The 26,163-nt window shown below is 69.4% G+C and carries 32 protein-coding genes; 15 read left to right on the top strand and 17 right to left on the bottom strand.

Annotation, left to right across the window (positions count from 1 at the left end):
* Positions 1–31: 31 nt before the first annotated feature.
* Positions 32–823, top strand: coding sequence for a RibD family protein (locus tag NFR93_RS14600; protein ID WP_251454855.1), 792 nt, complete (start codon positions 32–34; stop codon positions 821–823).
* Here the strand turns inward: NFR93_RS14600 and NFR93_RS14605 are convergent.
* From NFR93_RS14605 to NFR93_RS14635, 7 genes are all read right to left on the bottom strand, one after another.
* The gene (locus NFR93_RS14605) at positions 740–1,825 is read right to left on the bottom strand and encodes a lysylphosphatidylglycerol synthase transmembrane domain-containing protein (RefSeq protein WP_251454858.1); all 1,086 of its coding nucleotides are present in this window, start codon (positions 1,823–1,825) and stop codon (positions 740–742) included. The two genes, NFR93_RS14600 and NFR93_RS14605, sit on opposite strands and share 84 nt — an antisense overlap.
* Positions 1,822–2,706: a class I SAM-dependent methyltransferase gene (locus NFR93_RS14610; RefSeq protein ID WP_251454861.1), complete on the bottom strand. Its 885-nt coding sequence runs from the start codon at positions 2,704–2,706 to the stop codon at positions 1,822–1,824. The genes NFR93_RS14605 and NFR93_RS14610 overlap by 4 nt, the downstream gene beginning before the upstream one ends.
* On the bottom strand, positions 2,661–3,680 hold the full coding sequence (locus NFR93_RS14615) for a glycosyltransferase family 4 protein (protein WP_251455393.1): 1,020 nt from the start codon (positions 3,678–3,680) through the stop codon (positions 2,661–2,663). Before NFR93_RS14615 ends, NFR93_RS14610 begins: the two co-directional genes overlap by 46 nt.
* A gap of 39 nt (positions 3,681–3,719) precedes the next feature.
* Complete coding sequence (locus tag NFR93_RS14620) at positions 3,720–4,106, bottom strand: 6-pyruvoyl trahydropterin synthase family protein (protein ID WP_251454865.1); 387 nt, start codon at positions 4,104–4,106, stop codon at positions 3,720–3,722.
* A 224-nt stretch (positions 4,107–4,330) separates the two neighbouring features.
* Positions 4,331–5,398 (bottom strand): zinc-dependent alcohol dehydrogenase, encoded by a 1,068-nt coding sequence (locus NFR93_RS14625; protein WP_251454867.1) that lies wholly within the window; start codon positions 5,396–5,398, stop codon positions 4,331–4,333.
* On the bottom strand, positions 5,395–5,850 hold the full coding sequence (locus tag NFR93_RS14630) for a DUF2231 domain-containing protein (RefSeq protein ID WP_251454869.1): 456 nt from the start codon (positions 5,848–5,850) through the stop codon (positions 5,395–5,397). Before NFR93_RS14630 ends, NFR93_RS14625 begins: the two co-directional genes overlap by 4 nt.
* Entirely contained in the window at positions 5,847–6,593 is a 747-nt protein-coding gene (locus NFR93_RS14635) for a CDP-alcohol phosphatidyltransferase family protein (protein ID WP_251454871.1), read from the bottom strand. The genes NFR93_RS14630 and NFR93_RS14635 overlap by 4 nt, the downstream gene beginning before the upstream one ends.
* Before the next feature lie 49 nt (positions 6,594–6,642).
* Between NFR93_RS14635 and NFR93_RS14640 the strand changes: the two genes are divergently transcribed.
* The 4 genes from NFR93_RS14640 to NFR93_RS14655 are packed head-to-tail and all read left to right on the top strand — an operon-like array spanning position 6,643 to position 8,399.
* Entirely contained in the window at positions 6,643–7,071 is a 429-nt protein-coding gene (locus NFR93_RS14640; RefSeq protein ID WP_251454873.1) for an NfeD family protein, read from the top strand.
* Entirely contained in the window at positions 7,068–7,589 is a 522-nt protein-coding gene (locus tag NFR93_RS14645; protein ID WP_251454875.1) for a GNAT family N-acetyltransferase, read from the top strand. Before NFR93_RS14640 ends, NFR93_RS14645 begins: the two co-directional genes overlap by 4 nt.
* Positions 7,586–7,984 (top strand): SRPBCC family protein, encoded by a 399-nt coding sequence (locus tag NFR93_RS14650; RefSeq protein WP_251454878.1) that lies wholly within the window; start codon positions 7,586–7,588, stop codon positions 7,982–7,984. Before NFR93_RS14645 ends, NFR93_RS14650 begins: the two co-directional genes overlap by 4 nt.
* A 34-nt stretch (positions 7,985–8,018) precedes the next feature.
* Positions 8,019–8,399 (top strand): nuclear transport factor 2 family protein, encoded by a 381-nt coding sequence (locus NFR93_RS14655; protein WP_251454881.1) that lies wholly within the window; start codon positions 8,019–8,021, stop codon positions 8,397–8,399.
* Positions 8,400–8,407: 8 nt separating this feature from the next.
* Here NFR93_RS14655 and NFR93_RS14660 read toward each other — a convergent pair whose 3' ends face one another.
* A complete protein-coding gene (locus tag NFR93_RS14660) occupies positions 8,408–8,836 on the bottom strand; it encodes a hypothetical protein (RefSeq protein WP_251454884.1) in 429 nt (142 codons plus the stop codon).
* 123 nt (positions 8,837–8,959) lie between these two features.
* Here NFR93_RS14660 and NFR93_RS14665 point away from each other — a divergent pair, with 123 nt between their 5' ends.
* Positions 8,960–9,619 carry a VOC family protein gene (locus NFR93_RS14665; protein WP_251454887.1) on the top strand — a complete coding sequence of 220 codons (660 nt, stop codon included), beginning with the start codon at positions 8,960–8,962 and terminating at the stop codon, positions 9,617–9,619.
* A gap of 88 nt (positions 9,620–9,707) precedes the next feature.
* Positions 9,708–10,952: a phosphotransferase gene (locus NFR93_RS14670; protein WP_251454890.1), complete on the top strand. Its 1,245-nt coding sequence runs from the start codon at positions 9,708–9,710 to the stop codon at positions 10,950–10,952.
* A 7-nt stretch (positions 10,953–10,959) separates the two neighbouring features.
* On the opposite strand, the gene treS is transcribed toward NFR93_RS14670, so the two are convergent.
* Together treS and NFR93_RS14680 are read right to left on the bottom strand one after the other, a co-directional pair.
* Positions 10,960–13,254, bottom strand: coding sequence for a maltose alpha-D-glucosyltransferase (gene treS / locus NFR93_RS14675; protein WP_251454893.1), 2,295 nt, complete (start codon positions 13,252–13,254; stop codon positions 10,960–10,962).
* 62 nt (positions 13,255–13,316) lie between these two features.
* Entirely contained in the window at positions 13,317–13,817 is a 501-nt protein-coding gene (locus NFR93_RS14680) for a GNAT family N-acetyltransferase (protein ID WP_251454896.1), read from the bottom strand.
* 99 nt (positions 13,818–13,916) lie between these two features.
* Between NFR93_RS14680 and NFR93_RS14685 the strand changes: the two genes are divergently transcribed.
* Complete coding sequence (locus NFR93_RS14685) at positions 13,917–14,165, top strand: hypothetical protein (protein WP_251454899.1); 249 nt, start codon at positions 13,917–13,919, stop codon at positions 14,163–14,165.
* Between the two features lie 30 nt (positions 14,166–14,195).
* Here NFR93_RS14685 and NFR93_RS14690 read toward each other — a convergent pair whose 3' ends face one another.
* Together NFR93_RS14690 and NFR93_RS14695 are read right to left on the bottom strand one after the other, a co-directional pair.
* A complete protein-coding gene (locus NFR93_RS14690) occupies positions 14,196–14,828 on the bottom strand; it encodes a TetR/AcrR family transcriptional regulator (protein ID WP_251454902.1) in 633 nt (210 codons plus the stop codon).
* Positions 14,829–14,900: 72 nt separating this feature from the next.
* Positions 14,901–15,830, bottom strand: coding sequence for a carotenoid biosynthesis protein (locus NFR93_RS14695; protein ID WP_251454918.1), 930 nt, complete (start codon positions 15,828–15,830; stop codon positions 14,901–14,903).
* Between the two features lie 214 nt (positions 15,831–16,044).
* Here NFR93_RS14695 and NFR93_RS14700 point away from each other — a divergent pair, with 214 nt between their 5' ends.
* A complete protein-coding gene (locus tag NFR93_RS14700; protein ID WP_251454921.1) occupies positions 16,045–16,515 on the top strand; it encodes a VanZ family protein in 471 nt (156 codons plus the stop codon).
* 73 nt (positions 16,516–16,588) lie between these two features.
* Here NFR93_RS14700 and NFR93_RS14705 read toward each other — a convergent pair whose 3' ends face one another.
* The 5 genes from NFR93_RS14705 to NFR93_RS14725 form a co-directional block, all read right to left on the bottom strand.
* Entirely contained in the window at positions 16,589–17,161 is a 573-nt protein-coding gene (locus NFR93_RS14705) for a YdeI/OmpD-associated family protein (RefSeq protein ID WP_251454924.1), read from the bottom strand.
* Between the two features lie 146 nt (positions 17,162–17,307).
* Positions 17,308–18,234: an SDR family oxidoreductase gene (locus NFR93_RS14710; protein WP_251454927.1), complete on the bottom strand. Its 927-nt coding sequence runs from the start codon at positions 18,232–18,234 to the stop codon at positions 17,308–17,310.
* A gap of 117 nt (positions 18,235–18,351) precedes the next feature.
* Positions 18,352–19,191: a helix-turn-helix transcriptional regulator gene (locus tag NFR93_RS14715; RefSeq protein WP_251454930.1), complete on the bottom strand. Its 840-nt coding sequence runs from the start codon at positions 19,189–19,191 to the stop codon at positions 18,352–18,354.
* A 184-nt stretch (positions 19,192–19,375) separates the two neighbouring features.
* A complete protein-coding gene (locus NFR93_RS14720; RefSeq protein ID WP_251454939.1) occupies positions 19,376–20,626 on the bottom strand; it encodes a mannitol dehydrogenase family protein in 1,251 nt (416 codons plus the stop codon).
* Positions 20,619–21,158, bottom strand: coding sequence for an ABC transporter substrate-binding protein (locus NFR93_RS14725; protein WP_251454941.1), 540 nt, complete (start codon positions 21,156–21,158; stop codon positions 20,619–20,621). Before NFR93_RS14725 ends, NFR93_RS14720 begins: the two co-directional genes overlap by 8 nt.
* Between NFR93_RS14725 and NFR93_RS16080 the strand changes: the two genes are divergently transcribed.
* The 6 genes from NFR93_RS16080 (at position 21,145) to NFR93_RS14750 (ending at position 26,147) form a co-directional block, all read left to right on the top strand.
* Positions 21,145–21,351, top strand: coding sequence for a hypothetical protein (locus NFR93_RS16080; protein WP_353049921.1), 207 nt, complete (start codon positions 21,145–21,147; stop codon positions 21,349–21,351). The two genes, NFR93_RS14725 and NFR93_RS16080, sit on opposite strands and share 14 nt — an antisense overlap.
* Complete coding sequence (locus NFR93_RS14730) at positions 21,348–21,587, top strand: putative quinol monooxygenase (RefSeq protein WP_251454944.1); 240 nt, start codon at positions 21,348–21,350, stop codon at positions 21,585–21,587. Before NFR93_RS16080 ends, NFR93_RS14730 begins: the two co-directional genes overlap by 4 nt.
* A gap of 270 nt (positions 21,588–21,857) precedes the next feature.
* Positions 21,858–22,886, top strand: coding sequence for a LacI family DNA-binding transcriptional regulator (locus NFR93_RS14735; RefSeq protein ID WP_285814610.1), 1,029 nt, complete (start codon positions 21,858–21,860; stop codon positions 22,884–22,886).
* Positions 22,887–22,981: 95 nt separating this feature from the next.
* A complete protein-coding gene (locus tag NFR93_RS14740) occupies positions 22,982–24,307 on the top strand; it encodes an ABC transporter substrate-binding protein (protein ID WP_251454949.1) in 1,326 nt (441 codons plus the stop codon).
* A gap of 50 nt (positions 24,308–24,357) precedes the next feature.
* Entirely contained in the window at positions 24,358–25,284 is a 927-nt protein-coding gene (locus tag NFR93_RS14745) for a carbohydrate ABC transporter permease (RefSeq protein ID WP_251454953.1), read from the top strand.
* On the top strand, positions 25,284–26,147 hold the full coding sequence (locus NFR93_RS14750) for a carbohydrate ABC transporter permease (protein WP_251454956.1): 864 nt from the start codon (positions 25,284–25,286) through the stop codon (positions 26,145–26,147). Before NFR93_RS14745 ends, NFR93_RS14750 begins: the two co-directional genes overlap by 1 nt.
* The last annotated feature ends 16 nt before the right edge of the window (positions 26,148–26,163 follow it).

The raw sequence follows: 26,163 nt of genomic DNA on the forward strand, positions 1-26,163 counted from the left end.
GGTGAGAAGCGCGCTCGTCTACGCTGGAACGATGGCGCCGACCACCGATGGAGGATCATCGGAGTCTGCGACGCCCACCGACCCGAACGACGCCGCCTGGAGACGATTCCTCGCCGGCGAGCAGTCGGGAAGCGACGAGATCTGCACCCTCTACGGGCCGCTCGTGGGCGCTCCGGGCCGCGTCGCGATCGGCCAGCTCGGGCAGAGCCTCGACGGTTTCATCGCCGCGCGCACCGGCGACGCGTGCTTCGTCACAGGCGAAGCGGACCGCCGGCATCTGCACCGGCTGCGTGCCCTCGTCGACGCCGTGGTGATCGGGTGGCGGACCGTCCGCAACGACGACCCGCGGCTGACCGTCCGCGCCGTCGAGGGCGGAAACCCGGCCCGCGTCGTGCTCGACCCCGAGGCGCGGATGCCGCGCACGTCGGGAATCCTCCACGACGGCGCCGCGCCGACCCTGTGGGTCGTGGATGCCGGCACCGCCGTCGACGAGCCGATCGCCGACCACGTGCAGGTCATCCGCGTCGACGACCTGCGCGAGCGGCCGCCGAGCGATCTGCTCGACCTTCTCGCGGCGCGCGGACTCGAGCGCGTGCTCATCGAGGGCGGAGGCGTGACCATCTCGCGATTCGTGCAGGCCCGCGCGCTGGACTGGCTCTACCTCACCACCGCGCCGATGCTCATCGGAGACGGCATCCCCGGCATCCGATTCGACGGCGAAGACCGCCTGGCCGACGCCCTACGTGGCCGGGTCCGCCGCTTCACGCTCGGCGACGACATCTGCACGGAGTTCGATTTCGGCTCGGCGAGCACGACGGCGTGACCGCGCCCGTCGCAGCTCGCGCACGCGCGGGGCGAAGCGCGCGGCGACGACGACCGCTCCGGGAAGCGTCGAGCACAGGGCCAGGATGCCGTACCCGACCGACACGGTGACACCGAGCCCGGGAGCCAGACCCGCCAAGCCGAACGCCCACGCCGCCGCGGCCTCGCGCGTGCCCCAGCCGCCGACGCCGATCGGCACCGACATGCCCGCGATCGCGATCGACGCCAGAGCAGGGGCCTGACCCAGCGGCGCGGCCGGCGCGAGCGCGATCATCGCGACGACGAAGATCCCCGCGAAAGCGGCCCAGCCCGCGATCGAGAGCAGCACGACGCGCAGAAGTTCGCCGGCGGACAGCGGCCGCAGCCACCGCCAGGCGACCCCGACCGCGGCGAGCGCGATCGCGAGGCAGACCGCGGCGCCCGGAAGAGACAGCGGCACGAGGGCGACGGTGGCGGCGGCAAAGACCACGGCGGTGCCGACGAGTCGCTCGGCCGCGATCGCGGCGAAGGCGCTGGCCAGCGCGCGGCGGCCGGCGCTCACCGTCGCGTCGCTGCTGTCGTCCGCTCCGCGGACGAGGTCGCCGGCGAGGCCCCCGGGCAGCACGCTGTTGAGGAACGCAGCCTGCCAGCAGCGGGCGATGGCGGGTCCGGTGTCGATGCGGATCGCGTGGTGGCGGGCGACCGTGCGCCACCGCAGCGCCTGCGCGACGACGCCGGCGCCGCCGAGCGCGATGCCGATCGGGAACGCCCACCACGGCAGCGCCGACACGGCGTGCACGATGGGGTCGGGTCCCCAGCGCCAGATGACGAAGGCGAGCAGCCCGACCGTCACCGCGACCTGCGCGAGCGACACGACGATGAGGCGCCGCCGGCCGGGGCGCGCGGTGGTGTCGTCGGTCCGGCCCGTGCCGGGTCGGCGGCGGAGCCGGGGCGGCCGTTCGGCGGGCGCGGCGGTGCCGTCGGACCGTCGATGGCGGCTCGTGCGTGGGGAGGTCTCCGTCACGGCGCTGTCGTCCCTGAGCTCGCGCCGGTCACCGCTGTACCGGGCAGGCACCGGATGTCGGCGTGCCCGACGCGCACGGTGAGGGCGCCGGCGTCGACGTCGGACTCCCGAGCCGCCAGCCACTCGGCCGCGAGGGTGGCGAGCGCGGCATCGTGCTCGACGGCCGCGGCGGCGCGGTCGGCGAGGTAGCGGCGCACGAGCGGGGCCTCACCCGTCGCCGCGAGCCGCCACGGCGTCTCGACCACATCGACTCGACACCCCCGGCCCCGCAGAAGGTCGGCCATGTGCGCGGCGGCGTCGGGCCCGAGGATGCCGTCGCGGCGCTGGTGGGCGTCGAAGGCGTCGGTGATCGCGGCATCGCCGGGGTGCGACGGGTCGATCGCCACCTCGCCGGTGACGCTCAGGCTCAACAGGGCGACGCCGCCGGCGCGGACGATCGCGTCGGTCAGGACCGCGGCATCCTCTGGGGTCAGCAGATCGAGCAGAGCGGCGCACGTGATGAGCGCGGACTCGTCGCCCGAGACCACCTCGCCCAGCTCGCCCAGCGGCGCCACCCGGCGGGTCACCTCGACCACCTCACGGGGGACGTCGGCATCGACGGCGTCGATGAGCGCGGCGTCGTGATCGACGAGCACCCACCGCTGTGCGAACGGCAGCCGCGACGCCAGCCACGCCAGGTTGGACCCGGTGCCGGCGCCCACGTCCACGATCTGCACGACCCGGCCTTCCGCCGCGAGGGCGGGGGCGAGGTCGGCGAGCAGCGGCGCACTGGCCTCTCGCGCGCGGTGGTCGGCGGCGCGGCGCAGGGTCAGCCAGTCGGCGGCGACGGGGCGGGTCACCATGCCAGCGCCCCCCTGAGCTCCTTCGCTGCGTCGGGCCATGTCCGGAGTCTAGATCGCGCCAGACGGGCCCGGCTCCGCCAGGCATCACGCAGTTCGGGGTCGGCGAGCCATCGCGAGAGCAGCGCCGACCACGCCTCGGGGTCGCGCGGGTCGAGCACGGCGCCGGGCAGCCCATCCGGTCCGCGCCCGGCCGACAGGGCTTCGACGGCTCCGGTTCCCGAGGGGACGAGGGCCGGGATGCCGCGCGCCAAAGCCTCGGTCACGACCATGCCGTAGGTCTCGGTCAACGACGGCAGGAGCAGCAGGTCGACCCGGCGCCACAGGCGTTCGAGGTCGTCTCCGGTCACCGCCCCGGTCACATCGGCGCGGCCCGGGCCGAGGTCGCCGGCGGCGCGGTCGACCTGCCCCGCATACCCGGGGTCGGCGTGACGGGGTCCGGCGACGGACACGCTCCACGCCAGGTCGGTGAGGGGGAGCAGCGCCTCGAGCGCCCCGACGGCGTTCTTGCGCGGGGTGAGCGAGCCCAGGATCAGCATCCGTGGCGGGATGCTGCCGGCGGCGATCGGTGCGGCGGTGACGCCGGGCGCGACGACCGCGGCCTCGACTCCGTACCGGCGGCGCAGGTCGTCGCGCGCCCACGCGCTCGTGCACACCACGGCGTCGGCGACGGTCACGGCGGCGCGCTCACGGCGCGCGAGGTCGGCGGCCTCGTCGTCGCCGAGTCCGGTTTCGGCAGGGAGGGGCAGGTGCACGAGGATCGATATCCGGATGCCGTCAGCCACGGCATCCGCGATCTCGTCGGGCGCGGCGCAGGCGACGATGCCGTCGACGAGCACGTCTGGGGCGGTGCGCAGCGCTGCCGCGAGCGCTTCGAGGTCCTCCGGACGCGGCCGCGGCCATGACCCGGGCACCGCGGTTTCGGCGATGGCGAGGCCGTCGGCGCGCAGGGCCTCGAGCAGGTGCGCGTTGTAGAGGGAGCCGCCGCTCGGGCCGCCGAGGTCGCCGGGGACCATCAGCACGCGGGGGGTGCGGGTGCGGGGGCGGGCGGAGCGTCAGCGGGAGGCGAGGTCGAGCTCATACGTCACCCAGGCGTCGGGATGCTCGCGGACGACGACGTCGATGCGGGCGATCGTAGCGGCATCCACTCGGTCGGCGAGCGCGTGGGCGATGTGCGCGGCGATGGCCTCGGTCGTGCTCAGGGTGCCGGCGAAGGAGGGGTGCTCGTCGAGGTTGGCGTAGCGCAGCGGGGCGAGCACCTCGGACAGGTGACCGCTCGCCTCGCCGATGTCGATGACGACGCTGTGGGCGTCGAGGTCGCGGCGCCGCCAGGTCGCCTCGACCACGAGCGTGGCGCCGTGCAGGCCCTGGGCGGGTCCGAAGAACTCGTCGGGAAGGCTGTGGGCGATCATGATGTGATCGCGGACGGTCAGGCCGAACATGGTGTCCTCTCGGTCGTGGTCCCAGCGTAGGGGCCGGCTGCCGGTCGGGGCCGAGGGCGGGGGCGGGCGGGGGCGGTCGGGTGGCGGCGCGAGCGGGCGAGACCGGGGATCTGCCGTCGGACCGGGGGCGACGCCCTCGGTCTCGCCGCGATCCCGGCCTCGGCGAACCTCGGCGAACCGGGGCCGGGCGGGCGGGGCGGATGCCGGGGCGGGGGGCGAGGCGGTTACGCGTAGCGGATGGCGACGCATCCGGCGCCGTTGTCGAGGTCGGCGAACGCGGTGCCGATGTCGGCGAACGACGACTCGGAGGCGATGAGCGCGTCGAACGCGTCGTCGGCGAGCAGCGTCAGGGCGAATGCGAGTCGCGCGGCGGGGTCGCGGCGATGGCGGCGGGCGGCGCCGATACGCGACACCTGGCTGGCGATGATCCGCAGGCGGCGGGAGTGGAAGTCTTCACCCAGCGGCAGGCGCGGAGCCCTCTGCCCGAACCACGACAGCTCGACAAGGTCCGCCTCGTCGCCGAGCAGCGACAGGGCGGTCGCTGCACCGGCCTCGGTAGCCGAGGCGTGGAAGACCAGGTCGCAGTCGCTTTCCGCCTGGTCGGGGGCGACGGCGTCCAGGCCGGTCCCCGCCAGGTGCGCCCGGCGGCCGGCGTCGGGTTCCACCACCTGCAGGCGGGCGAGCGGAAAGCGGCGCAGCAGCAGCGCGACCGCGCCTCCGACGAGTCCCCCACCCACGACGGCGATGCGGTCGCCGGCGCAGGGGGCGGCATCCCACATCGCGTTCAGCGCCGTCTCGACGGTGCCGGTGAGGATCGCGCGGCGGGACGGGACATCGTCGGGCACCGGGACGAGGCGGTCGGCGGGCACGACGAAGCGGTCCTGGTGCGGATGCAGGCAGAACACGCGGTCGCCGATCAGCGCCGCGGGGCCGTCCTCGACGACGCCGACCGCGAGGTAGCCGTACTTGACCGGGAAGGGGAAGTCGCCGACCTGGAGGGGCGCCCGCATGCGGTCGTGCTGCGACGGCGGCACCTCGCCGCGGCGCACGAGCAGTTCCGTGCCGCGGCTGATGCCGCTGTAGAGCGTGCGGACCAGCGCGTCCCCTTCGCCGAGCGCGGGGAGTGTCTCGCGGCGCAGCTCTCCGGCACCGGGGCCTGTCGCCCAGTACGCCGTCGCCTCGACCCCGGCGGCCGCGTCGGCCCCGTCGAACTCCGCTGCCCCCGCAGGCCCGGCCGCCCCGGCAGGCCGGGCGCGCCCAGCCGGGCCCGCAGCCCCGTCAGCCGCGGTCACAGCCCCGCCGCCGTGATGCCGGTCCAGACCGAGGAGGCTCCGGAGTGTCCGAGGAGCACCGTGAACACGGTCCCGACGACACCCGCGATCGCCGCGAGTACGCCGGTCCAGCGCGCGGCCGGGCGCAGCGCGCGGTGCGGGTTCGGGCGCCGCGAGAGCAGCAGCAACGCGTACCACCCGCCGGCGAGGACGCCGAAGACGATCGCCGCGGCCAGGCCCGGGTCGGCCCACGCCATGTGCTCGTACGGGGTGCCGACGACAGCGGCGAGCGCGGTGCCGGTGCGGTGGGCGACGAAGAACGCCACCGCTCCGGCGAGCGCCATTCCGGCGCCGACCGCCCCCACCTGCACGCGCACGCGGCGCCACGACACCGCGGTGATGACCAGCAGCATTGCGACCGGCACGAAGACGACAGCGGCGTGCACGACGAGGGGATGCAGGGGTGGGTTCACAATGGCTCCGTCCGGCGTTCGAGGGTGACGATGTCGCGTCCGAACGACACGAGCAGCAGCGCCAGGACGACCGCGACGACCGCGATCGCGAGCGGCACGGGCACGATCGGGATGAGCGCGAACACCAGCCCGATCCCCTGCAGCGCCGCCACCACCCGCCGGAACTGGCTGAACGCGAGTTCGCCGCGAAGGCGGGGCCTGATCCAGGATGCCGCGACGAACACATACCGCAGGGCGCCGATCGCGAGCACCCACCAGCCCACCGTCGGCGCGACCAGCACCGAGAGGACCATCAGCAGCGCGGCATCCGAGTCCATGTCGAGTCGGGCTCCGGCGGCGCTGGCCGTGCCCGTGCGACGCGCGACGTAGCCGTCGACGGCATCGAGGGCGAGGGCGAGACCGACCACCGCCGCGACCAGCCACGTGCGCGGGGCGAGTTCACCCGCGAGCACGAGCACGGTGGCCCCGCTGACGACGCCGGTGAGCGCGACGCGGCCGAGGGTGAACCGGTCGGCGGGGCTGACCACGGGCGGCCGGCGGCGCAGCAGGGCGATCGCCGTGACGACCGGCACGATCAGGGCGACGACCACCGCGGCGACGGCCACGGGTGCGGGCGGGGCGACCGCGGCCACCCACGCGACGACCGCGATAAGGGGCACCGCCACCACAACGGCGGCGGTCAGGCGCACGTCGGTGCGCCCGGTCCGGCGACCGGCGGGCTCCGTCGCGACGCGCGCACGCATGCTGTCACCCTAAACCGGCGGCGAGCGGCGCAGCCGGTACGGTCGATCCATGACTGGGATGCCGCACCCCGACGCCCCCACCCCTGGCGCCTCCACCGGCGGAACGGCGCCCGGCACGCCGGCCCCCGCCCCCGGCCCAGCCGCGCCTGCCCCTGGGGCAACCGCGCCCGCCGCTCCGCGTCGACGGGCCGACGTGCTGGGCATCGTCGCCGTGATCCTCGCGCTCGTCGGCCTGCTCCCGTCGCTGATCATCTTCCTGATCGGGATCGCTCCCGAGATGCAGATGATCTTCTGGCTGCTGATCGTGACCCTTCCCATCCTCGGCATCGGCGGGGTGATCGCGCTCATCCTCGGCGTGATCGGCATCATCGTGGGCGTCCGGCGCGGCACGAAGATCGTGTGGTCGATCATCGGGGTCGTGCTCGGCATCCTGATGCTCGTCCCGCTGGGGATGCTGTACCTCGGCCCCTCGATGTGAGCATCCGCCTCGAGGAGGTCGCCGTCGACGACCCGAGAGCCCTCGCGATGCGCGAGCTGCTCGACGAAGATCTGCACGCCCGCTACGCCCCGCTCAACGCCGGGGAATCCGACGAACGCAGGACGAAGCGGCGTGCGGCGCTGCACACGCCCGACGATCAGGTGGCGGCGACCTGGGTCGCCCTGGATGCCGGGGGTGAGCCTCTCGGCCACGTGATGCTGCGGCGGCTCGGCCCAGAGTGGGAGCTGAAGCGGCTGGTCGTGGCCCCGCACGCGCGTCGCCGCGGGGTCGGCAGGGCGCTGACCCAGGCGGTCGTGGACCGCGCACGCAGTGAGGGTGCGCGGCGGGTGATCCTGCAGACCGGCGACCCGCAGCCGGAGTCGATCGCGATGTACAGGTCAGCCGGTTTCACTCCCATCCCCGTCTACGAGCCCTACGCAGAGACGATGCCGAACTCGCGCTGCTTCGAGCTCGTCCTGGATGGCGCGTCGGAGAGCGCTGGCAGGATGGCGCCATGAAGAGCCGGCATGTGAGCCGCGTCATCGCAGCGACGCCGCAGGCCGTCTACGCCTTCGCGGCCGACGTCGACAACCTCCCGCGCTGGGCTGCGGGCCTGGCGGAGGCGGACGTGCAGCGCGACGGCGACGAGCTGCTGGTCGACTCGCCGATGGGTCAGGTGCGCGTGCGCTTCGTGGAACGCAACACTCTGGGCGTGCTCGACCACGACGTGACCCTGCCGTCCGGCACGGTCGTCGCGAATCCGCTGCGCGTCGTGCCCCACCCCGAGGGGGCCGAAATCATCTTCACCGTGCGTCAGATCGAGCTCACCGACGAGGAGTTCGAGCGCGACGTCGCGCTGGTCGCCGCCGATCTCGACCGGCTCGCCGCGCTGGTCGAGACGTCGTCACCGTAGCGGTGGAGCCCCGCGGACCGGTAGACACGTCGTCATGACGAGAGCATCCGACTGGCTGGACGGCTACATCGCCGCGTGGGCGTCGAAGGACGAGTCCGACGTGCGCACGATCTTCACCGACGACGCGGAGTACTGGTTCCGACCCGACGACGATCGGCCCGTGACGGGCATCGACGCCATCGTCAAGATGTGGGGTGACCCCGAGCCGAGCGACCCCGACCACGACCTGTCGGTGCTGATCGAGAACGACACGCTCGCGATCATCACCGGCACGGTGAACTACCCCGGCCACGAGAAGTACTCGAACATGTGGGAGGTGTGGTTCGCCGACGACGGCAGGGCGAAGAAGTTCGTCGAGTGGTACATGACGCCACGGAAGCGCGGCGGGCAGGACTCCGCGACGAATGGCGCCTGAGGGCGGGATCAGTCGAGGGTGAGGGTGTCGGTTCCGTCCCAGTCTCGATAGCTGACCGTGATGGTGATGGGTCGCTCCGTGATGACCGTCGGCAGGTCGAACGTGTGAGTCGTCGCCGCCATGTCGGCCGTGCACACGACCCCGCTCGGGGCGTCGAACGTCAGGTCGAGCTGGTCAACGCTCACCGCCTCGAGCCCGACCGGGGCGCGCGGACAGCTCGAGCTGCCCCATGTCACGACCGCGAAGATCTCTCCCTCGACGATCCAACCCGCCGCCGCCCCAAGATCCTCACTCTGGTCGATGCTCAGCCCGTCGGGGATGCCGGGCTCGCTCGACCGGGCGACACTCCCGCTGCATCCCGCGAGCAGCAACACCGCGGCGGCGAGCGCCACAAGAGCGGCAGCACCGCGTGTCAGCGGATTCTGCTCGTCTCCCACGCCCCCAACCTACGGGCCCCGGCGGTGCATCCGCCAGGCCGCGACGCGCCCCCCTTTCGTCGGAGGCTGGCGCGCGGCAAGGTGTAGAGCGGCCGGGACGCCGGCTCCGCAGAGGGGGGAACCATGAACGAATCCGGAACCATCACCGCAGCCGAGTTCCACCGCGCGCCCGGCGTCGCGGACTGGCGCGTCACCGCGAACGGTCCCGAGGCCGTCTTCACCGCGACGTCGTTCGCGCAGGCGGCGAGCCTCGTGGCGCCGATCGTCGCCGCGGCCGACAGCCACGGCATCCTGCCCGATGTCGACCTGCGGCCCGAGGGCGTAGTCGTCCGCGTCACGGACCGCAATTGGGAGGGGATCCCGTCGACCGCGGCGCCCTTCGCCGCGATCGTGTCGCAGGCGGCTCGCGAACTGGGGCTCACCCCGGATCCGTCGCTCGCACAGTTCGTCGGCATCTACGTCGCCCAGCACTCCGAGGTCGATGCGCGGCCGTTCTTCATGGCCGCGCTCGGCTACGACCCGCTCGGCGACTCGGACGCGATCGATCCCCTGCGCCGCGGACCGCAGCTCGCGTTCAACCCGATCACCGGCGACACCGCCGGCAGGGGACGCACACACGTCGACGTGTACGTTCCTGCCGATCAGGCTCAAGCGAGAGTGGATGCCGCGATCGCAGCCGGAGGCAGGCTCGCCGACGACTCACACGCACCCGCATGGTGGTCGCTCGCATCTCCCGACAACCACGGCGTCGACATCGCCTCGTGGCCCGACACCGCCGAGTGAGGCCACCGCGGGCCTCCCGCCCATACGCCACGAGCGCAACGCGCGTCCACCCCTTTCACCCCGAGCCCGAAACCGGCCAAGGTGGAGTGTGCGATTCACGGACGATCTCGGCGCTTGGGTGGCGCAGCAGCGGTGGTACGCGGGAAAGAGCCATGCACCTCGGTTCCGGATCCTCGACGCTCAGCCCGCCCCCGGCGCGACGCGGTACCTCCTCATGGACGACGCCGGCAGGCTGCCGACGCTCTACCACGTGCCCCTCGCGCGCGTCACGCAGGCCCCCGAGCCGCAGGCCGTCGTCACCCGCGAAGACGATGGCTACCTGGTGGATGCCGCCCGGCATCCGGAATTCGCCACCGGACTGCTCGCCGAAATGGGCGTCGACGTCAGCCGCGTGACCGGTTCGCGCATCCTCACCGGGGAGCAATCGAACACGTCGATCGTCTTCGATGAAGACGGCAAGCCGACGATCATCCTCAAGCTCTTCCGCGCCCTGCACCACGGCGAGAACCCCGACGTGACCGTGCAGCGCGTGCTGAGCGAAGCCGGCTCGCCGTACGTGCCCCGCTTCCTCGGCAGCCTCGACGCCGAATGGCCCGACGTCGGGCGCGCAGAGGGCACGGCGCACGGCACCCTGGGCTTCGCGCAGGAGTTCCTGCCGGGCGTGCGCGACGGATGGGCGGTGGCCCTCGACGCCGCGCGCGAGGGGCGCGACTTCACTGCGGCCGCGCGCGACCTCGGCACCGCCCTCGCCGGCGTGCATGCGGCCCTCGGCGAGGCACTCGAGACGCGGGATGCCGGACCCGACGAGGTCGCCTCGACCGCCACCGCGTGGCGGCGCAGACTCGGCATCGCCGCAAATGAAGTGCCCGCGGTCGCCGACCGGGTCGACGCGATCGACGCCGTCTACCGAGCTGCGCTCGAACGCACGTGGCCGCGACTGCAGCGGATCCACGGCGACCTGCACCTCGGCCAGGTGCTCGCCGTGCCCGACGGCGGCGGCTGGCGCATCGTCGACTTCGAGGGCGAACCGCTGCGGCCGATGGAGGAACGCGCGATCCCCGACCTTCCGCCCCGGGATGTCGCCGGCATGCTGCGGTCGTTCGACTACGCGGCCGCCGTCGCCGCGGGACCGGATGGCGCCGCATGGGCGTCTGCCTGCCAGACCGCGTTCGTCGACGCGTACGCGGGCGCCGCGGCATCCGTCGCCCTCGACCCGGTGCTTCTGCGGGCCCTCGTGCTCGACAAGGCGGTGTACGAGTCGATCTACGAAGCCCGCAACCGCCCCGACTGGCTGCCGGTGCCGCTCGCGGGCATCGACGCGGCTCTCGCCTGATCCTCGCTCACTCGGCTTCGGGCTCCGCAGGCTCCAGCAGCAGGAACATCGCGCCGTAGGCAGGCAGCGACACCGAGAAGCTGCACAGGTCGTCGACGTGCCCGACGGTGTCTCCGGTGGCAGCGTCGATGACCTCGCTCGCGGGCACGAGCTGCTCGGAGCGCACCGTGCCCTCGGTCGGCTCGTGCGAGAAGTTCAGCACCGTGACCTGCATCGGCGCGTCTGCGTGGGGATCACCGTCGTCGAGGCGGTGGACGAGCACCAGCATCCCGGCATGCGCGACCTCGGGAATGTCGACCTGGGACGCCGTCGCGATGCCGTGCTGCTGGCGCAGGCGCAGAATGCCCGACAGCCGCGAGGCGAAGGATGCCGGGTCTTTCAGCTGCGCCGGCAGCGCGCCGTACAGGGCGCGGCCGCGCGGCATTCCCGCCGCCGAGCGCCGGGCATCGGGGTCGACGTCGAGCAGGTCGTGGGCGCCGCGCTCGATCCACCGGGTGTCGCCGGCCGAGATGAGGTCGGAGACCTCGCTCGCGGGAACGGTCAGCATGCCGGTGAGGTCCCAGCCCGAGAGGGCGAAGACGCCGGGCTGCCAGGCGTTGTAGGCGCAGAGCAGCAGGTGGGCATCGCGAATGGCGGGCAGGTCGTCGTCGGTCACGTCGTCGAGGCGGGCGATGCCGCGCGTGGCCGCGATGAGCGACGTCGTCGTGCAGGCGATGCCGTTCTGCGTGAAGACGCGGTTGAAGTCGGCGGTGCCGGTGAGGCTCTCGGTGAGGTCGGCGCGGATCTCCTCGGCGAGCTGGCCGCCCGAGATCTCGCGGCCGCGGAAGCGGAAGGTCTCGTCGCCGTGCCGCGTCGCCCAGTGGACGAGCTCGTAGGTGAGCTCATCGTGGTTCTGCAGGCCGTGGACGAGGTGCACGGGTTCGACGCCGAGACGCAGCGACGTGGTGAGCGCGAGTCGAAGGAACTCGGTCTGGCCGGTGGCGAGCGCGTGATGGTAGCCCGGGCGGCCGATGAAGTCGTACGACAGGTCGGCTCCGACGGCGCCGGTGTCGCGGATGTCTTCGATCGTCAGGTTGAGCTCTTGGAAGGTGAAGCCGCCGACCTTGCGCACCATGCCGGCGATGATGTGGTTGGCCGCGTGCGAGAGCGGATGCCCCTCTGACCAGGCGGGCAGGCCCTCAGCGCTCTTCTCCACCCCGAGGAAACCGTTCGCGTCGAGGCGCAGGGCGCTGGTGCCGAGCTCGCCGAGCGAGTGCAGGGCGTCGCCGATCACCAGGCGCATGCCCGCGAACGTGGGGTCGAGCCAGTTGATCGAGGGCTGCCCCTGCTTGAAGTAGTGCAGGTAAACCCAACGACGCGTGACCCCGTCGGGGCCGAGCACGGGGGCGGTCGCGCTCCAGTTGGTCTCTTTCACCCCGGGTGTGTAGAAGATGACGCGCTGCAGGGCGCCGATGATGTACCCGCGTTCCATGAGCTCGTGCTCGGTGGTCGGGTCGAGATTGATGCTGTCGACGCCCTCGGGCACGTCGGGCAGAAGTGCCCAGTCCTCGGGCGGGATCTCGACCATGTGATAGATGCCGGGGTAGTCCTTGAACCCCATCTCGGCGAGCCGGAAGTCGGCCCCCTTGCCGGTGTGACCCGGCACGATGTCGTCGATGATGCTGCCGCCATGGTTGTCGGCGACGTCGCACAGGGCGCGGAACTCGTCCTCGGTGCCGAACGCGGGGTCGATCTGGGTGCTGATGCGGTCGAAGTGGCCGTCGACGCTCGGGGTGTCGAGCCACCCGGCGATGCCGCCCGCGCGCTTGACCGGACCCGTGTGCACCGCGCTGATGCCGATGCGCTCGAACGCCGCCCACAGCTCGTCGTCGCCGAGCGCCGCCAGGAACGACTGCCCGGGTCGGGTGATGAGCGAGATCGGATAGGCGGTGAACCACACGTCGCTCGTCGCGATCGCGCGGCGCGCGTCGGGTCGCGCGTAGGCGTTCCGCCACATCGTGGGCTGACCCGAGAGCTGGCGCGCGAGCACGTCGGCGTCTTTGAGCATCGATTGCCGCACGAGCCACTCGACGTACGAGGGATTGGTGCCGTTGGCGGTGCGCGGGTCGGTGCGGATGCGCCGCACGCTGCTGCCGCGCAGGTGGTCTCGCGGGCGAAGGCGCCTCGGCCGCGCGGGATAGCGCTGTTCGTCGTAGCTGATCTCGGGCAGCTCGTGATCGGGCTCTTCACCTTCGATCGCTTCGATGCCGGCCAGGTCGATGGGGCCGGTGTACAGATCTTCCGGTTGCTCGTCGCGCGCCATCCCTCAACGCTAGGGTCCCCACCCGTTTGGTGCGAGAGGCTGGTGCGCGAGTTCGGCAGGGTTTATAGAGCGGATGCCGCGAGCGCGGCAGCGCCGGGGATGACGCGCTGGCTAGTCAGACGCGAAGAGGGGTTCGGCGCGTAGCCCTTGCCCCATCGCAGCATCCATGAATCCGGGTCCTTCAGCCGCTCGAAGCCGTACTGCTCGTACAGTCCGTGGGCGTCCTCGGTGAACAGGGCTGTCCGCTTGAGCCCGAGCGGCTCGAGGTCGTCCATGATGCCCGCCATGATGCGCTTGCCGACGCCTCGACCCCGCGCAGTCGGATCGACGAAGACATCGGCGATCCACGCGAACGTCGCGCCGTCGGTGATGGCGCGGGCGTACGCGAGCTGCTGCCCGGTGAACGCGTCGAAGACGCCGTAGTTGCGAGAGCCGGCCATGGCAGCCTCATGGGCCTCGCGCGTCCGTCCGCGGGCCCAGTACGACTCCTCTGCGAGCCAGCGATGCACGCGCTCGACATCCATGGCCGATGCGTCGGCGGAGAAGATCAGATCCTGGACCATGCCCCTGATCCAACCAGCCACGGATCGGCCGCCGACAAGGCTGCATGCGATCAAGTGGACCGACTGCCGAGAGGGGCCTGCCTCCTCTAGCCTTGGCCGATGCGGATGCTGCTCACGTCCAACGGGATCGCGAACCCCCTCATCCACGATGCGCTCGTCGATCTGCTCGGCAAGCCGATCGCGGACTCCCGGATCGTGGTGGTCATCGACGCCATCCTCGGTTTTCCCGGCGACAGCTCCACCCTCGTCGAGCATCTCGAGGGGCTGCGCTCGCTGGGCTGGGCCGATTTCGACGTGGCGTCGCTGTTCGCCGGACCGCGTCGCTTTCTCGCACAGGGGCAACACTAGGGCGCCACAGTGGTGCCGGGGCGGGAGGCATCATTCTCGACCGCGCGTGCTCGTCCCGCTGAGGGCGTTGAGGAGAAAGTCCGCGGCCGCATCGGCGACGCTGTCGCGGCGGTCGTCGGGCAGGTCCATGATCTTGTGAACCGCCGACTGCATCACGCCCACCATGAAGGCGAGGGTCAGTTGCGGGTCAGCCACAGGAGCGAATTCGCCGGCCTCGACCCCGTCGCGGACGACATCCATGATCGAGCGGCCGATCCGCGTCCGAAAGTACACCAGCGCTTCGGTGAGCTGCTCGTTCGTCGAGTGCCGTTCCATACCCAGGACGGTCAGCATCGTGTGGGTCGATCGGGCGTAGTCCCGCAGCAGGACGGTCACAATTTCCCGCAGCCGGATGCTGGGCGACACCGTCACCTGATCGGCCTGTTCGGCGACGGCCGCCCTCACCTCGGCGCTGCCGCGGTGGGTTGCCTCGACCAGAAGCGAGATCGGATCGGACGCGTAGTTGTAGATGACGGTGCGGCTCACCGAGGCGCGCTCGGCGATGTCGCGCATCGAGACCGACGCGAACGGGCGCTCGATCACGAGTGACTCGACGGCGTCGAGAAGGAGATCGCGCGTGCGCACCTTGTGCTCGGCGACGGTCGCGGCAGTGATCTTCGGCACAGCATCCCCTCCCCCTGAATGATACGGACGCGGGGGAGCGGACGGGCTCGGCACCCGCCCGCTCGCCAGGCCTCACGCGCGAACGCCGTCGCCGCGGGCGATCTTGGTCAGCGCGAAGAATGCCACCGGGAGGATGGTGAAGAGATTGATCACCATGAGCGTCTCGTTGATCGCGCCGGCATCCCACACCACTCCGGTCGGATCGGTCGCGGTCTCGGGTCCGCGAGCTGCGATAAAGGTCGTCACCGAGCAGACGGCGAACATCATGTACGCCAGCACCGGCTGCACATACGACACTCGCGGGAGCGGCTGAAGCGCACCGGCGGGGCGCCGTGTCTGGCGGGCAGCGAGCACCAGGGTGAAGACCTGGAAGAAGCTCCACGTGACGAACCACCAGCCGATGTAGTTGGTGAAGGGAACGCCGAAGACCCCGCCGCCGTCCTCCCAGATCCACACGCCGCGCACGGTCGAGATGAGGGAGTCGGCCCCCACATCCCACATGCTCATCAGGGCGCCCGACAGCAGCGGAAGCGCGAAGACGTTGATCCTGCCGGCGCGGGTGCGCAAGTCGAGCCGCTCGTCAGGTCGGTCGAGGATCGCATTGGTGACCATCCAGCTCACCCAGCCGATACCGAAGTATGTCACCCCGATGATGACCGGCACATTGAACAGCTGTGGCATCAACGTGTAGGTGTAGTTGCCGAACGGAAAGCCGGTCATCACGCTCAAGTTCTCCCAGAAGCTGCTGATGACGTAGCAGATCACGAAGAAGGCGATCAGGAGCCGCCACCCGTACCGCCGCGACCCCTGGATGAAGGCGAGGGCGACCGCGCACTGAGCGAGGATCTGCGACCCGCCGACGAAGCCGGCAAGCGGGAAGACCACGGCGATCAGCGCCGCCGCAGTGACGGCGATCCATCCCAGCCACCAGCGGATACGTCCGCTGCCGACCCCGCGTGGCGGAGAAGTCTGAGTTGGCGGCTCGGAGATCGTGTGTGTCATGGCGTGCCCTTCTGACGTTAGTTGACAGGTTGTCGTTTAAATTATGGCGACAGGCTGTCATCTTGTGTCCTCCTCACAGCCAACTCAGAGGGTCCGTGAGCTCTCCGGATTGGGCAAGGGGTTCGTGCTTACGCGCTTGATGGGTTGGGAGAGATAAGCAAACAGGCGTCAGATCGCATTTGACACTCCGTCACAAAAAGGCTTGCATCAGGACATGACTGTTTCGGAACGCGGGAGCTCCGCGCCGCGTGGCGGCACCAGGACGTGGGCGATCGTCGCCGGTGCGCTCTACATCAGCGCCGTCTTGTGGGTGACGCTGCGCCCGTTGCCGTGGGCGACCGAGGGCGATCAGGAGCAGTGGGGGATCCTCGATCCGGCAGCTTGGCTCGAGGCGGCGTCCTGGACCGAAGGGCGGCCACTCGAGGTGGCGTTCAACGTCGCGATGTTCCTGCCTGTCGGCATGATCACGGGATACTTCCTGCGCGGGCCAGGCCGAGTCCTCGCGCCCATCGCACTCACCCTGATGATTGAGCTCGCGCAGATCCCTCTGGATCGAATCTCCCATCCGCGCGACCTGGTCGCCAACGCGCTCGGTGCTCTTCTGGGTGTCGCCGTCGTCAGCGTGGTGCGCAGGCGGCAGTCGCACCCCGCGGGGGCGGGTAGTCAGGCCGCCGTCGACGCGTGACGGAGTCGTCGCGGGGCGCGGCACCGATACGCTCCGCGGTGGTCTGGCGAAGAGGCGGCCTTCGCTAATCGGCTCAGTGGAGCGTTTCACCGCGCCGAAGCATGGCGACATACTGGTCGACGCGCGCGGCACGCGTTTCCGGTCGCTTCAAGCTGCTCACCCGGAATGCCATTGCGAAGCGGTTCTGCGCCGATTGCGCAGCGAACGCGGCGGCGAGTTCCGGGTCGGCGTCGAGTGCCGCCTGCAGTTCGGGCGGGACCTCGCCGTCGCTTTGACGATATGCGGCATCCCACCGCCCGTCCGCTTTCGCCCGTTCGACCTCGCGAAGTCCGGCGGGCCGCATCCGACCCGCCTCGATGAGACGGGCCACGTGCTCCCGGTTGACCTTCGACCACAGCCCGCGAGGCCGGCGCGGCGTGAACACCTGCAGGAAATAGTCGGCATCCAACGACAGTCTCTGCCCGTCGATCCATCCGAAGCACAGGGCGACGTCCAACGCATCCGCATAGGTGATGCCGGGCCGCTTCGACGGCGCCTTGCGAAGCCGCAGCCTCACCCCGACGGGATCGGGATCGGACTCCAGCCAGCTCTCCCACTCCCCGACGGTGTCGACATGCAGCTCGGGCTTGGCGGATGCGGCGACCATCTTCGCACCGTAGACCCACCCGCTGACACCAGCCGCCACGCTGGCCTGCTTGTCACTGCGTTCGGTGCAGAATGCGGGTCACTCCGACCGCTCAGCCACCGCCCAGGTCCCTCGTGGCCAGCGCCAGATGAAGGTAGGCCTTGCTCTCAGGCGGAGGTTCGGGCGCGAACGAGTCGCTCTGACTCCTCCCAGACTCGGCGTGCGGCATCCATGTCGGTCATCGGTGACCACAGCGCCTGCTTCGCCGGCGGGCCGGCGGCCATCCGCTTGGGGCCGTAGAACTCGTCGCCTGCGGAGTCCGGCGCGGTGGCGGCCATCAGCGCGGGCAGGGCGGCTGTCTGCGGGGTGCCGGCGATGCCGATCCGCGAGAGGAAGCCGATGACCCGACGCGCGGGCGAGACGGTCGCGCGGCCCATGCCGGGCTGCGCAGCCAGCAGGTTGGTCGGCGAGATGCCGGGGTGCGAGATGTTGCTGGTGATGCCCCATCCTTCGGCGCGGCTGCGGCGGTCGAGCTCGCGGGCGAACAGCGCGATGGCGATCTTTGACGCGGAGTACGCAGCCATGACGTCGTAGTCCTTCTCGCCGTTGATGTCATCGAAGTCGACCTCGCCACTGCGTGCGGCGACGCTGGTCTGGTGCGTGACCCGCGCTCGGCCGGCCCGGAGCAGCGGCAGTAGTCCGAGGGTGAGGGCGAAGTGGCCGAGGTGGTTGGTGCCCAGCTGCAGCTCGAACCCATCCTTGGTCTCTTGACGGTGCGGCGGGCGCATGACGCCGGCGTTGTTGATCAGGATGTGGATCGGGCGCTCCTCGCCGCTGAGCTGCTCGACGAGCGCCGAGACGGACCCGAGGGACGACAGGTCGAGCGAGCGGGTGCTGACGGCGGCTCCGGGAACGGCATCGCGGATGCGCTGGGCAGCCTGGTCGCCCTTCGCCTGCGAGCGGACGGGCATGATGACCTCAGCTCCGGCCTCGGCCAGTCGGGTGGCGATGACGCTGCCGATGCCGTCGCTCGCGCCGGTGACGACGGCGAGCTTGCCGGTGAGGTCGGGGACGGTGAAAGATGCGCGGGGCATGGGGCTCCTTCTGCGAGCTGCGGTTGTCGTGGTCGGTGTACGACCCATGCTCGAGGGGCAGCCGGATGACATCCAGGGCCCGCTGATCCACGGCTTGCGAGGTCCTGGCTCCGCAGCTCAGGGCGCGACGGGCTGCGCGCCGATGACGGCGAGCAGCCGGAGCTTCTCGTGGCTGTCGCTGCCCGGCACGGCGGTGTAGACCAGCAGACGGTGCGACTGATCGGGGTCGAGCAGCGACTGGCAGTGCAGCTCCAGCGAGCCGACCGACGGATGCAGGAAGCGCTTGAGGTTCGTCGGACGCACCCCGACCTCCTGGGTGTCCCACACCCGGCGGAAGTCGTCGTTCTCCTGCAGGAGGGCCGCCAGCTGGGCAGCCCGCGACTCGGGTCCGCGCAGGGCCATCAGTTGGCGCAGTCCCGACGCGTACACGCGCGACAGCTCTTCACGCTCCGCGGCCGAGTAGGGCTCCCGCACGGCCGGGTCGGTGAACCAGCGGTAGCCCACGCAGCGCTCCGGCCCCGTGCGCACGGACGCGTCGCCGGTCAACGCCACGCCCAGCGGGCTCTGCCGGAGCGTCTCGCCCAGCTCGGTGACGATCTCCGCCGGAGTGTCGTCGAGGCGGTCGAGGATGCGCAGGAGTCCTGGACTGATGAAGTCGCTGGCGGCGCCCCGCACGGGCGGCTGCTGACCGGCGAGCCGAAACACGTGATCGCGTTCGTCGAGTGAGAGATGAAGCCCTTGGGCGATCGAGGCGATCATCTGCTCGGAAGGATGCGGCCCCGTCCCGCGCTCGAGGCGGGCGTAATAGTCCGTCGACATGTGGCACAGCGCCGCCACCTCTTCGCGGCGGAGGCCTTGCGTGCGGCGCCGCGGGCCGCGGGGCATGCCCACGTCTTCGGGTTGCAGCGACTCTCGTCGATGTCGAAGGAAAGCGGCCAGCCCTGCGCGATCGATCACGGTGTCTTCTTCCGGTGAGGTCCGGTTGCGTTTCTATCGCGCCGCGGACGCGCTAGCCACGCCTTGCCGATCCACCCCTCCGGCTGGAGCGCCTGTGGTGGTGTAGGAATCGCTCAGAGATGTCCGCCGCGTTCCTGCCGTCCTGGGGGGTGCCACGACGAAATGTCCACGAGACGACGATCCGTCAGCGAATAGAAATGTCCACGTTGTCGGGCGCGCCGCCGAGGATGATCCCCCGCAGCGCGCCCTGAGCGCCGCCTTCGCGCAACAGGGTGACCGCTTCGCGATAGGCCTCCGCGAACACCGGATGCTGCGCGAGATCGCCGAAGACGCCGGACTCGGTCAGGAACGTGCCCGGCTCATCACGATCCCGCTGGGCCGCGCCCATCATCCGATCGCGATCCTGATCGACCACGTCGATCGCAGCCCCCTGCTCGTCGACGCCCTCGGCGTACCGCGCCCAACTGGCCACGATCGCGGCGCTCATTCCGATGTCACGACCCGCCGCGAGCTGCTCGCGGATGACGGGCGCCAGCCAGTTGGGGATGCGGTTCGATGAGTCGGCGCACAGGCGGGCGAGCGTGTCTTTGACGTCGGGGTTCGCGTACCTCTCCAACAGCGTGTCCTTATAGACGTCCAAGTCGACACCGGGAAGAGGCGGCAGTGTCGGCGTGGCCTCATCGTCCATGTATCGGCGGATGAGCCCGCGGATCAGCGGATCGCCGACCGCCTCGTGCACGTAGGTGTATCCGGACAAGGCTCCGAAGTAGCACATAGCTTGGTGGGTGCAATTGAGCAGGCGGAGCTTCATCAGCTCATACGGCACCACGTCGTCGACCATCTGGACGCCGGCCTGCTCGAAAGGCGGTCTCCCCGTGGGAAAGCGATCTTCGAGGACCCACTGCTCGAACCTCTCCGAGACCACCGGCCATCTGTCGTCGATGCCGAAGCGTTCCCGAACCTCGGTGATGTCCTCGGGGGTGGTGACCGGAGTGATGCGATCGACCATGGAGCTCGGGAAGGCGACGGACCGCTCGATCCAATCGGCCAGCTCGGCGCTGCGCAGGCGTGCGAACGACGTGAACGCGATACGCGTGATCTCGCCGTTACTCGGGATGTTGTCGCAGCTCATAACCGTGGAGGGCTCCACGCCGCGTTCGCGACGCAGCCGCAGCGTCTCCACGACGAGGCCGAACACGCTCTCGGGCTCGTTCGGGTGGGCGACGTCGTGCTGCACTCCGGGATGACCTTCGAGGAAGGTCCCGGTGGCATGATCGACGTTGTACCCGCCCTCGGTCACGGTCAGCGACACGATTCTGATGTTCGGGTCGGTCAGACGCTCCACGGCCTCGCGACGATCTGCCGGAGCGAAGACGTACTCGAGGATCGACCCGATCACCCGAGCTTCACGGCGTCCGCCGGGGTCTTTAAGCATCAGGGTTTGGCACCGCCAGCTGCTTCCCGTCCTCTTGGAGACCTTCCACGATCGAGGGGGCGTAGTCGTCGATGTTGACGTCGGTGGACTCGAACGAGGAGGTTAGGTCAGTGAACAGCGATCCGACGTCGGGCACGCGCTGCGCCTGCAGTCCCGCGATGCAGGCGAGATCGTTGCTGGCGGCCTGCGCGGTGAGCTTGTTGTAGTGATCCTTGAACGGCGTGCTCTCGAACTTCACCGTGATGTTCGGGTATTCCTCGTGGACCATCTCCGCGAGGTGGTTCCACACGTCGACCTCCTTCTGGGATTCGGCCGACATGATCCACCGAAGTTCGACATCACCGTCACCGTTGCCGGCCGCATCGTTGTTGCCGCCTGCGCAACCGGCGAGCAGCAGTGCACCAACGGCGACGGTGGCGCCGACGGCTACGTACTTTCCACTCTTCATTGAAGTGCCTCTCTTGTGTCGACGGTCTGTCGCCTTGCACAGGCACACCGTGGGTGCAGGCGACACGTTCATGGCTGCGCTCATCCACCGTCTCGTCACCCAACCAGACCTCCTGCACAGCACGTCTGAGTCCGAGTTGATCCGCGCGGTTCACTTTGCAGTCATCGCAGCGTCCATCACCGTGCAACGAGCAGGAGCTGATCTCCCTACGACGAAGGACGTGCACGCCGCGCTCCAAGCGCAATCAGGAGTTACGGCGAAGGAGACCCTGCGATGAGCGAACCCGTCATCTTGCACGCGACCTTCACCGCTCGAGCGGGCGAGGAGCATCGCGTCGCACGCCTCATCAGTCAATATGCCCGGGTTGTCCAGCAAGAGCCCGGGAACCTTATGTTCGAAGTCAACCTGGTGCGGGATACTCCCGAGCGCTTCTTCGTTTATGAGGCCTACCTCGACGAAGAAGCATTCCGTGAGCACCTCCACGCCCCCCGCCGGACAGGCGTTCAACACTGAACTGACGCCCCTGATCGTCGAACCAGCCAGCGAACTGACCTTCCTCCGCCGCGTGCCCTGAGTTCCTCCCGCGTTCGAATTCAAATGGTTCGGGCCGCCGGCGCAACGGGGGCGGACAGCGCCCGGCACGAGCGACCTAGGCGCAACCAAAAGGTAACGGTTAAGTAACGGGTTTTTGCGTCAACGCGTTTGACGTCCTTACCGTCACATCAAACGTTTGACGCGGGCATCCGCACCGCAAGTTAAACGATTGATGCCAAGGGAGTCATTGTGATCACGTTGAAGGACCTCGCCGCCGCAGTAGGGGTTTCACCCTCTGCGGTGTCACTGGTCCTTAATGACCGCCACACCGGTCGTGTGAACGTGGAGACCGCCGAGCGGATCCGCCACGCGGCGGAGGACATGGGGTACATCCCCAATCAGCTCGCGCGGGGCCTGAAGACGAAGCGGACCCACACAATCGGCGTCCTCACCGATCAGGTCGCCAGCGTGCCGTTTGCGGGCCGCATGCTCGAGGGCGTTCAGAGCGTGGCCTGGAAATCCGGGTACCTCGCGATGATCATCGACACCACCAATCGAACGGAGCTTCTCGACCAGTCTTCCCGGTCTCTGCTCCAGCGCGACATCGACGCGCTCATCATCGCTGCGGAGTATCACCGCGCTGTGGAAGTCCCCGCCGTCCCCCCCACCATCCCTGTGATGATCCTCGACGGATTCCCCGCTGGCGACGCCATCGCAGACGGTGTCGTCCCCGACGAACAGGGCGGCGCATACGACGCGACACACCACCTCGCCCAGGCAGGGCATCGCCGCATCGCCTTCTGCAACATCGGCGGCGACGTGTTCGTGGCGTCCAAGCTGCGCCACGCCGGTTACGAGGCGGCGCTTCGAGACCACGGCGTGGAGCCCGACCCTGGCCTCCACCTGTTCCTTGACGACACCGCGACCGCTACCGCCTACGGACCGATGAAGGCACTGCTGGAGCGTCCGGATCGTCCCACCGCGGTGTTCTGCTTCTCAGATCAGATCGCGTTCGCCGTCTACCAGGCAGCCAATGACCTCGGGTTGCGCATCCCCGAAGACCTCTCCGTGATCGGCTTCGACGATCAGCGCTTCATCGCAGACGCGCTGCGACCGGGGCTCACCACGGTGCGGCTGCCCCATCACGACCTGGGCGCGTGGGCGGCCAAACGAGTCACCGACCGCATTCACGGAGACGAGACCGGCGCCCCGCAGACCCAGAAGATCCCCTGCCCGTTGGTGGTTCGCGCATCGGTTGCACCGCCACCCAGCACCTAGCGCACGACAACAGCATCCGAATCGTCCGGTCTCACAGCACGAGAGACCGGTGCCCGGCGCGCTCCTGCGCCACCCATCCACCGAGGAGAAGAAAGATGAGATCGACTAAGCGCAGCATCATGCGCACGGCCTTCGGCGCCGCTGCCGTAACCACCGTGGCAATCTCCCTGGCCGGCTGCGCCGGCTCCGGCGGCGACGCCGAAGGAGACAACACCTTCACCATCCTGCAGTACGAGAATCCCGACACCGCGCAGGGTCAGGGCTGGCAGCTGGCCCTGGAGATCTTCAAAGAGAAGCACCCGGACGTCGAAGTTGACTTCCAGACCACCAGCTTCGACGCGATGCGCCAGAACGCCAAGATCACCCTCACCGGCAATGACGTGCCGGACGTGATCGAGTTCAACAAGGGCAACGCCGACGGCGGTCAGCTCGCCGCGCAGGGCTTGCTCGCCCCGCTCACCGACGCCGTCGAAGAGTACGGCTGGGACGAGAAGATCACCGGCAGCATGCAAGCCTTCGCGAAGTACGACGAGCAGGGCCTCGCGGGCTCCGGCGACTGGTACGGGATCCCGAACATCGGCGAGTACGTGATGTTCTACTACAACAAGGACCTCTTCGGGCAGGCGGGCATCACCGAAGAGCCGACAGATCTGGCCGAGTTCGAAGCGGCGATGGACAAACTCCTAGCCGCGGGCATCACCCCGATCTCGTCGTCCGCAGCGACCAGCCAGGGGTTCAACCAGATGTGGGTGTGGTACTCCCTGGTCTCAGCCGGTGCCAACCGGGAATCGATCGACGACTTCATGTTCCTGCGCGAACCGGTGGACTTCTCGGCGAGCCCGTGGGGAGACGGCGCTGAGAAGTTCCAGGAATGGATCGACAAGGGTTACGTCGGCACCGAGCTCGGTGGCCTGAACTTCGAGCAGGCCACCGTGAACTTCCTCAGCGGCGAGAAGGCGATGCTGATCTGGAACCAGGGCGAGTTCGCCCGTATCCGCGAGCAGGCACCTTTCGAGTGGGGCTACTTCACCCTTCCCGGCGCCAACATGCAGATGGGCTCCAGCGGCCACCTGTGGGGCGTGCCCGCCAACGCGACCAACAAGGAGCTCGCGTACGACTGGATCGACATCACGCTGAGCGAAGAAGTGCAGAACAAGATCGGTCAGCTCGGCGGCCTCCCCCTCGCCGGTGACGCGTCCACCATCGAGGACGACCTCACCCGGGAGTACACCGAACGGTTCAACGAGCTGCTCGAGGCGGACACGCTGAGCTTCTACCCCGACTACCCCGTCCCAGGGTTCTTGGACTTCATCCAGTCCGGCATGCAGGCCATGTCCAACGGCAACATGACCGCAGAGGAGTGGACCGCGGACCTTCAAGAGTTCTATGACGAGGGCCGCGAGATCGCCCTCGCCGGCTAAACCCGTGGGGGCCCGCCTAGGGCGGGCCCCCACCTCCCGGAGAAACCACCATGGCTATACCTCTGAAAACCACCCGTCGCACCCTCGAACGTCGGGGCACCTACTGGCTCTACCTGCTGCCGCTCGCCGCGGGATTCGTCGCCGTCGTCGCCGTGCCGTTCGCGATGAACGTCTACACGAGTCTGTTCCACTGGAAAGGTGGGCAAGCACCCATGCGGTGGGCCGGGCTGGAGAACTACCTGACGCTGTTCACCGATGAGACCTTCTGGCGGTCCTTCCAGAACAGCATCGCGATGATCGTCGCGATCACCGTCATCCCCACCATCATCGGGATCCTTCTCGCCGCGCTCCTGTTCGACTACCTCGGCCGCCGCTATGGCGACAAGGCGATCGCCACCCTCCGGGCGACCTATTACTTGCCGCAGATCCTGCCGATCGCTGTCGCCGGGTTCATCTGGTCCACCATCCTCAACACGCAGCAGGGCTCGCTCACCTTGATGCTCAAGAGCATCGGGATCCAGTCCCCACCCGACTGGCTGGGCGATCCGAACATCGCCATCTACTCGGTCATGCTGATGCTGGTCTGGCTCCAGATCGGGTATCCGGTCGTGATCTTCATGTCCGCGCTGCAGAGGGTCGATCCGGAGCTGTACGAGGCCGCAGAACTCGATGGCGCCGGATGGTGGCGCCGATTCCAGGCAATCACCATCCCCCAGATCCGGCCCGAGATCTTCGTGGTCGTCCTCACCGCGACAATCGCTGCGCTGAAGGTGTTCGCTCCGATCCTGATCCTCACCGGCGGCGGGCCGGAGAACTCGACCGTGGTGCCGTCGTACTACGCATACCGCAACTTCTTCGAGCTGTCCCGTGTCGGCTACGGCTCAACCATCGCGACCGTGATGTCCATCGTCATCTTCGTCGTCGCCGCTGTGATGCTCGCCTGGCAGCACCGCGAGACCCGGAAGGAGCACCGCTGATGACCGCAACGCTCACCCACACGCTGCCCCTCAACAAGACGAGGCGCACCCCGCTGAACTGGCTCATGCTCGGGCTGGCCATTCTCGTCGCCGTCGTGATGGCCGCACCGTTCCTGCTGCTCGTGCTCAACGCCTTCAAGACCGGTGCGGACTACTCCACTAACGGACCCCTCGCCTGGCCCACAACCTTCACACTCGACGCGTTCGTGAGCTACCTCAACCGCGTCGACTTCCCCCGCGCGCTGTGGAACTCCATCCTCAGCTCCACCATCATCGCGTTCGCCGGGACCGCCCTCGCACTGCTCGCTTCCTACGCGATCGGGATCGGCAGGATCCGGGCCAACACCGCGATCACCGCGCTTCTCCTGATCGCCACCATGGTGCCGCACGAGGCGCTGATCTACCCGATGTTCTACGGCGCCCAGGCAACCGGACTGCTGAACTCGATCTGGTCCATCATCATCGTCTTCACCATCCTCTGGGCCGCGTACGGCACCTACATCCTCTCCAGCGTGATGTCCACGTTCCCGCGAGAAGTGCTGGAAGCCGCTGCGATCGACGGAGCCGGACGATGGCGGATCCTTTGGCAGGTCGTCTTCCCCATCGTCCGCCCCACCCTCTCTGTGCTCGTCGTGTTCATCTTCATCTGGTCATGGAATGAGTTCTATATCCCGCTCATCCTGCTCGGCGACCCCGCCTCCCAGACCGTGCCCATCGCCTTGTCCACACTGCGCGGGCAGCACTCCATCGACATAACGGTCATCAACGCCGGCTCGCTCCTGTCCCTCATCCCCACGCTGGTGTTCTTCCTCATCTTCCAGCGCACCATCAGCCGCGGCGTCACCGCCGGCGCCGTCAAGTAAGTCATTCCGCCGAACC

It is taken from the genome of Microbacterium sp. Marseille-Q6648 (genome assembly GCF_943181415.1).
GTDB lineage: Bacteria > Actinomycetota > Actinomycetes > Actinomycetales > Microbacteriaceae > Microbacterium.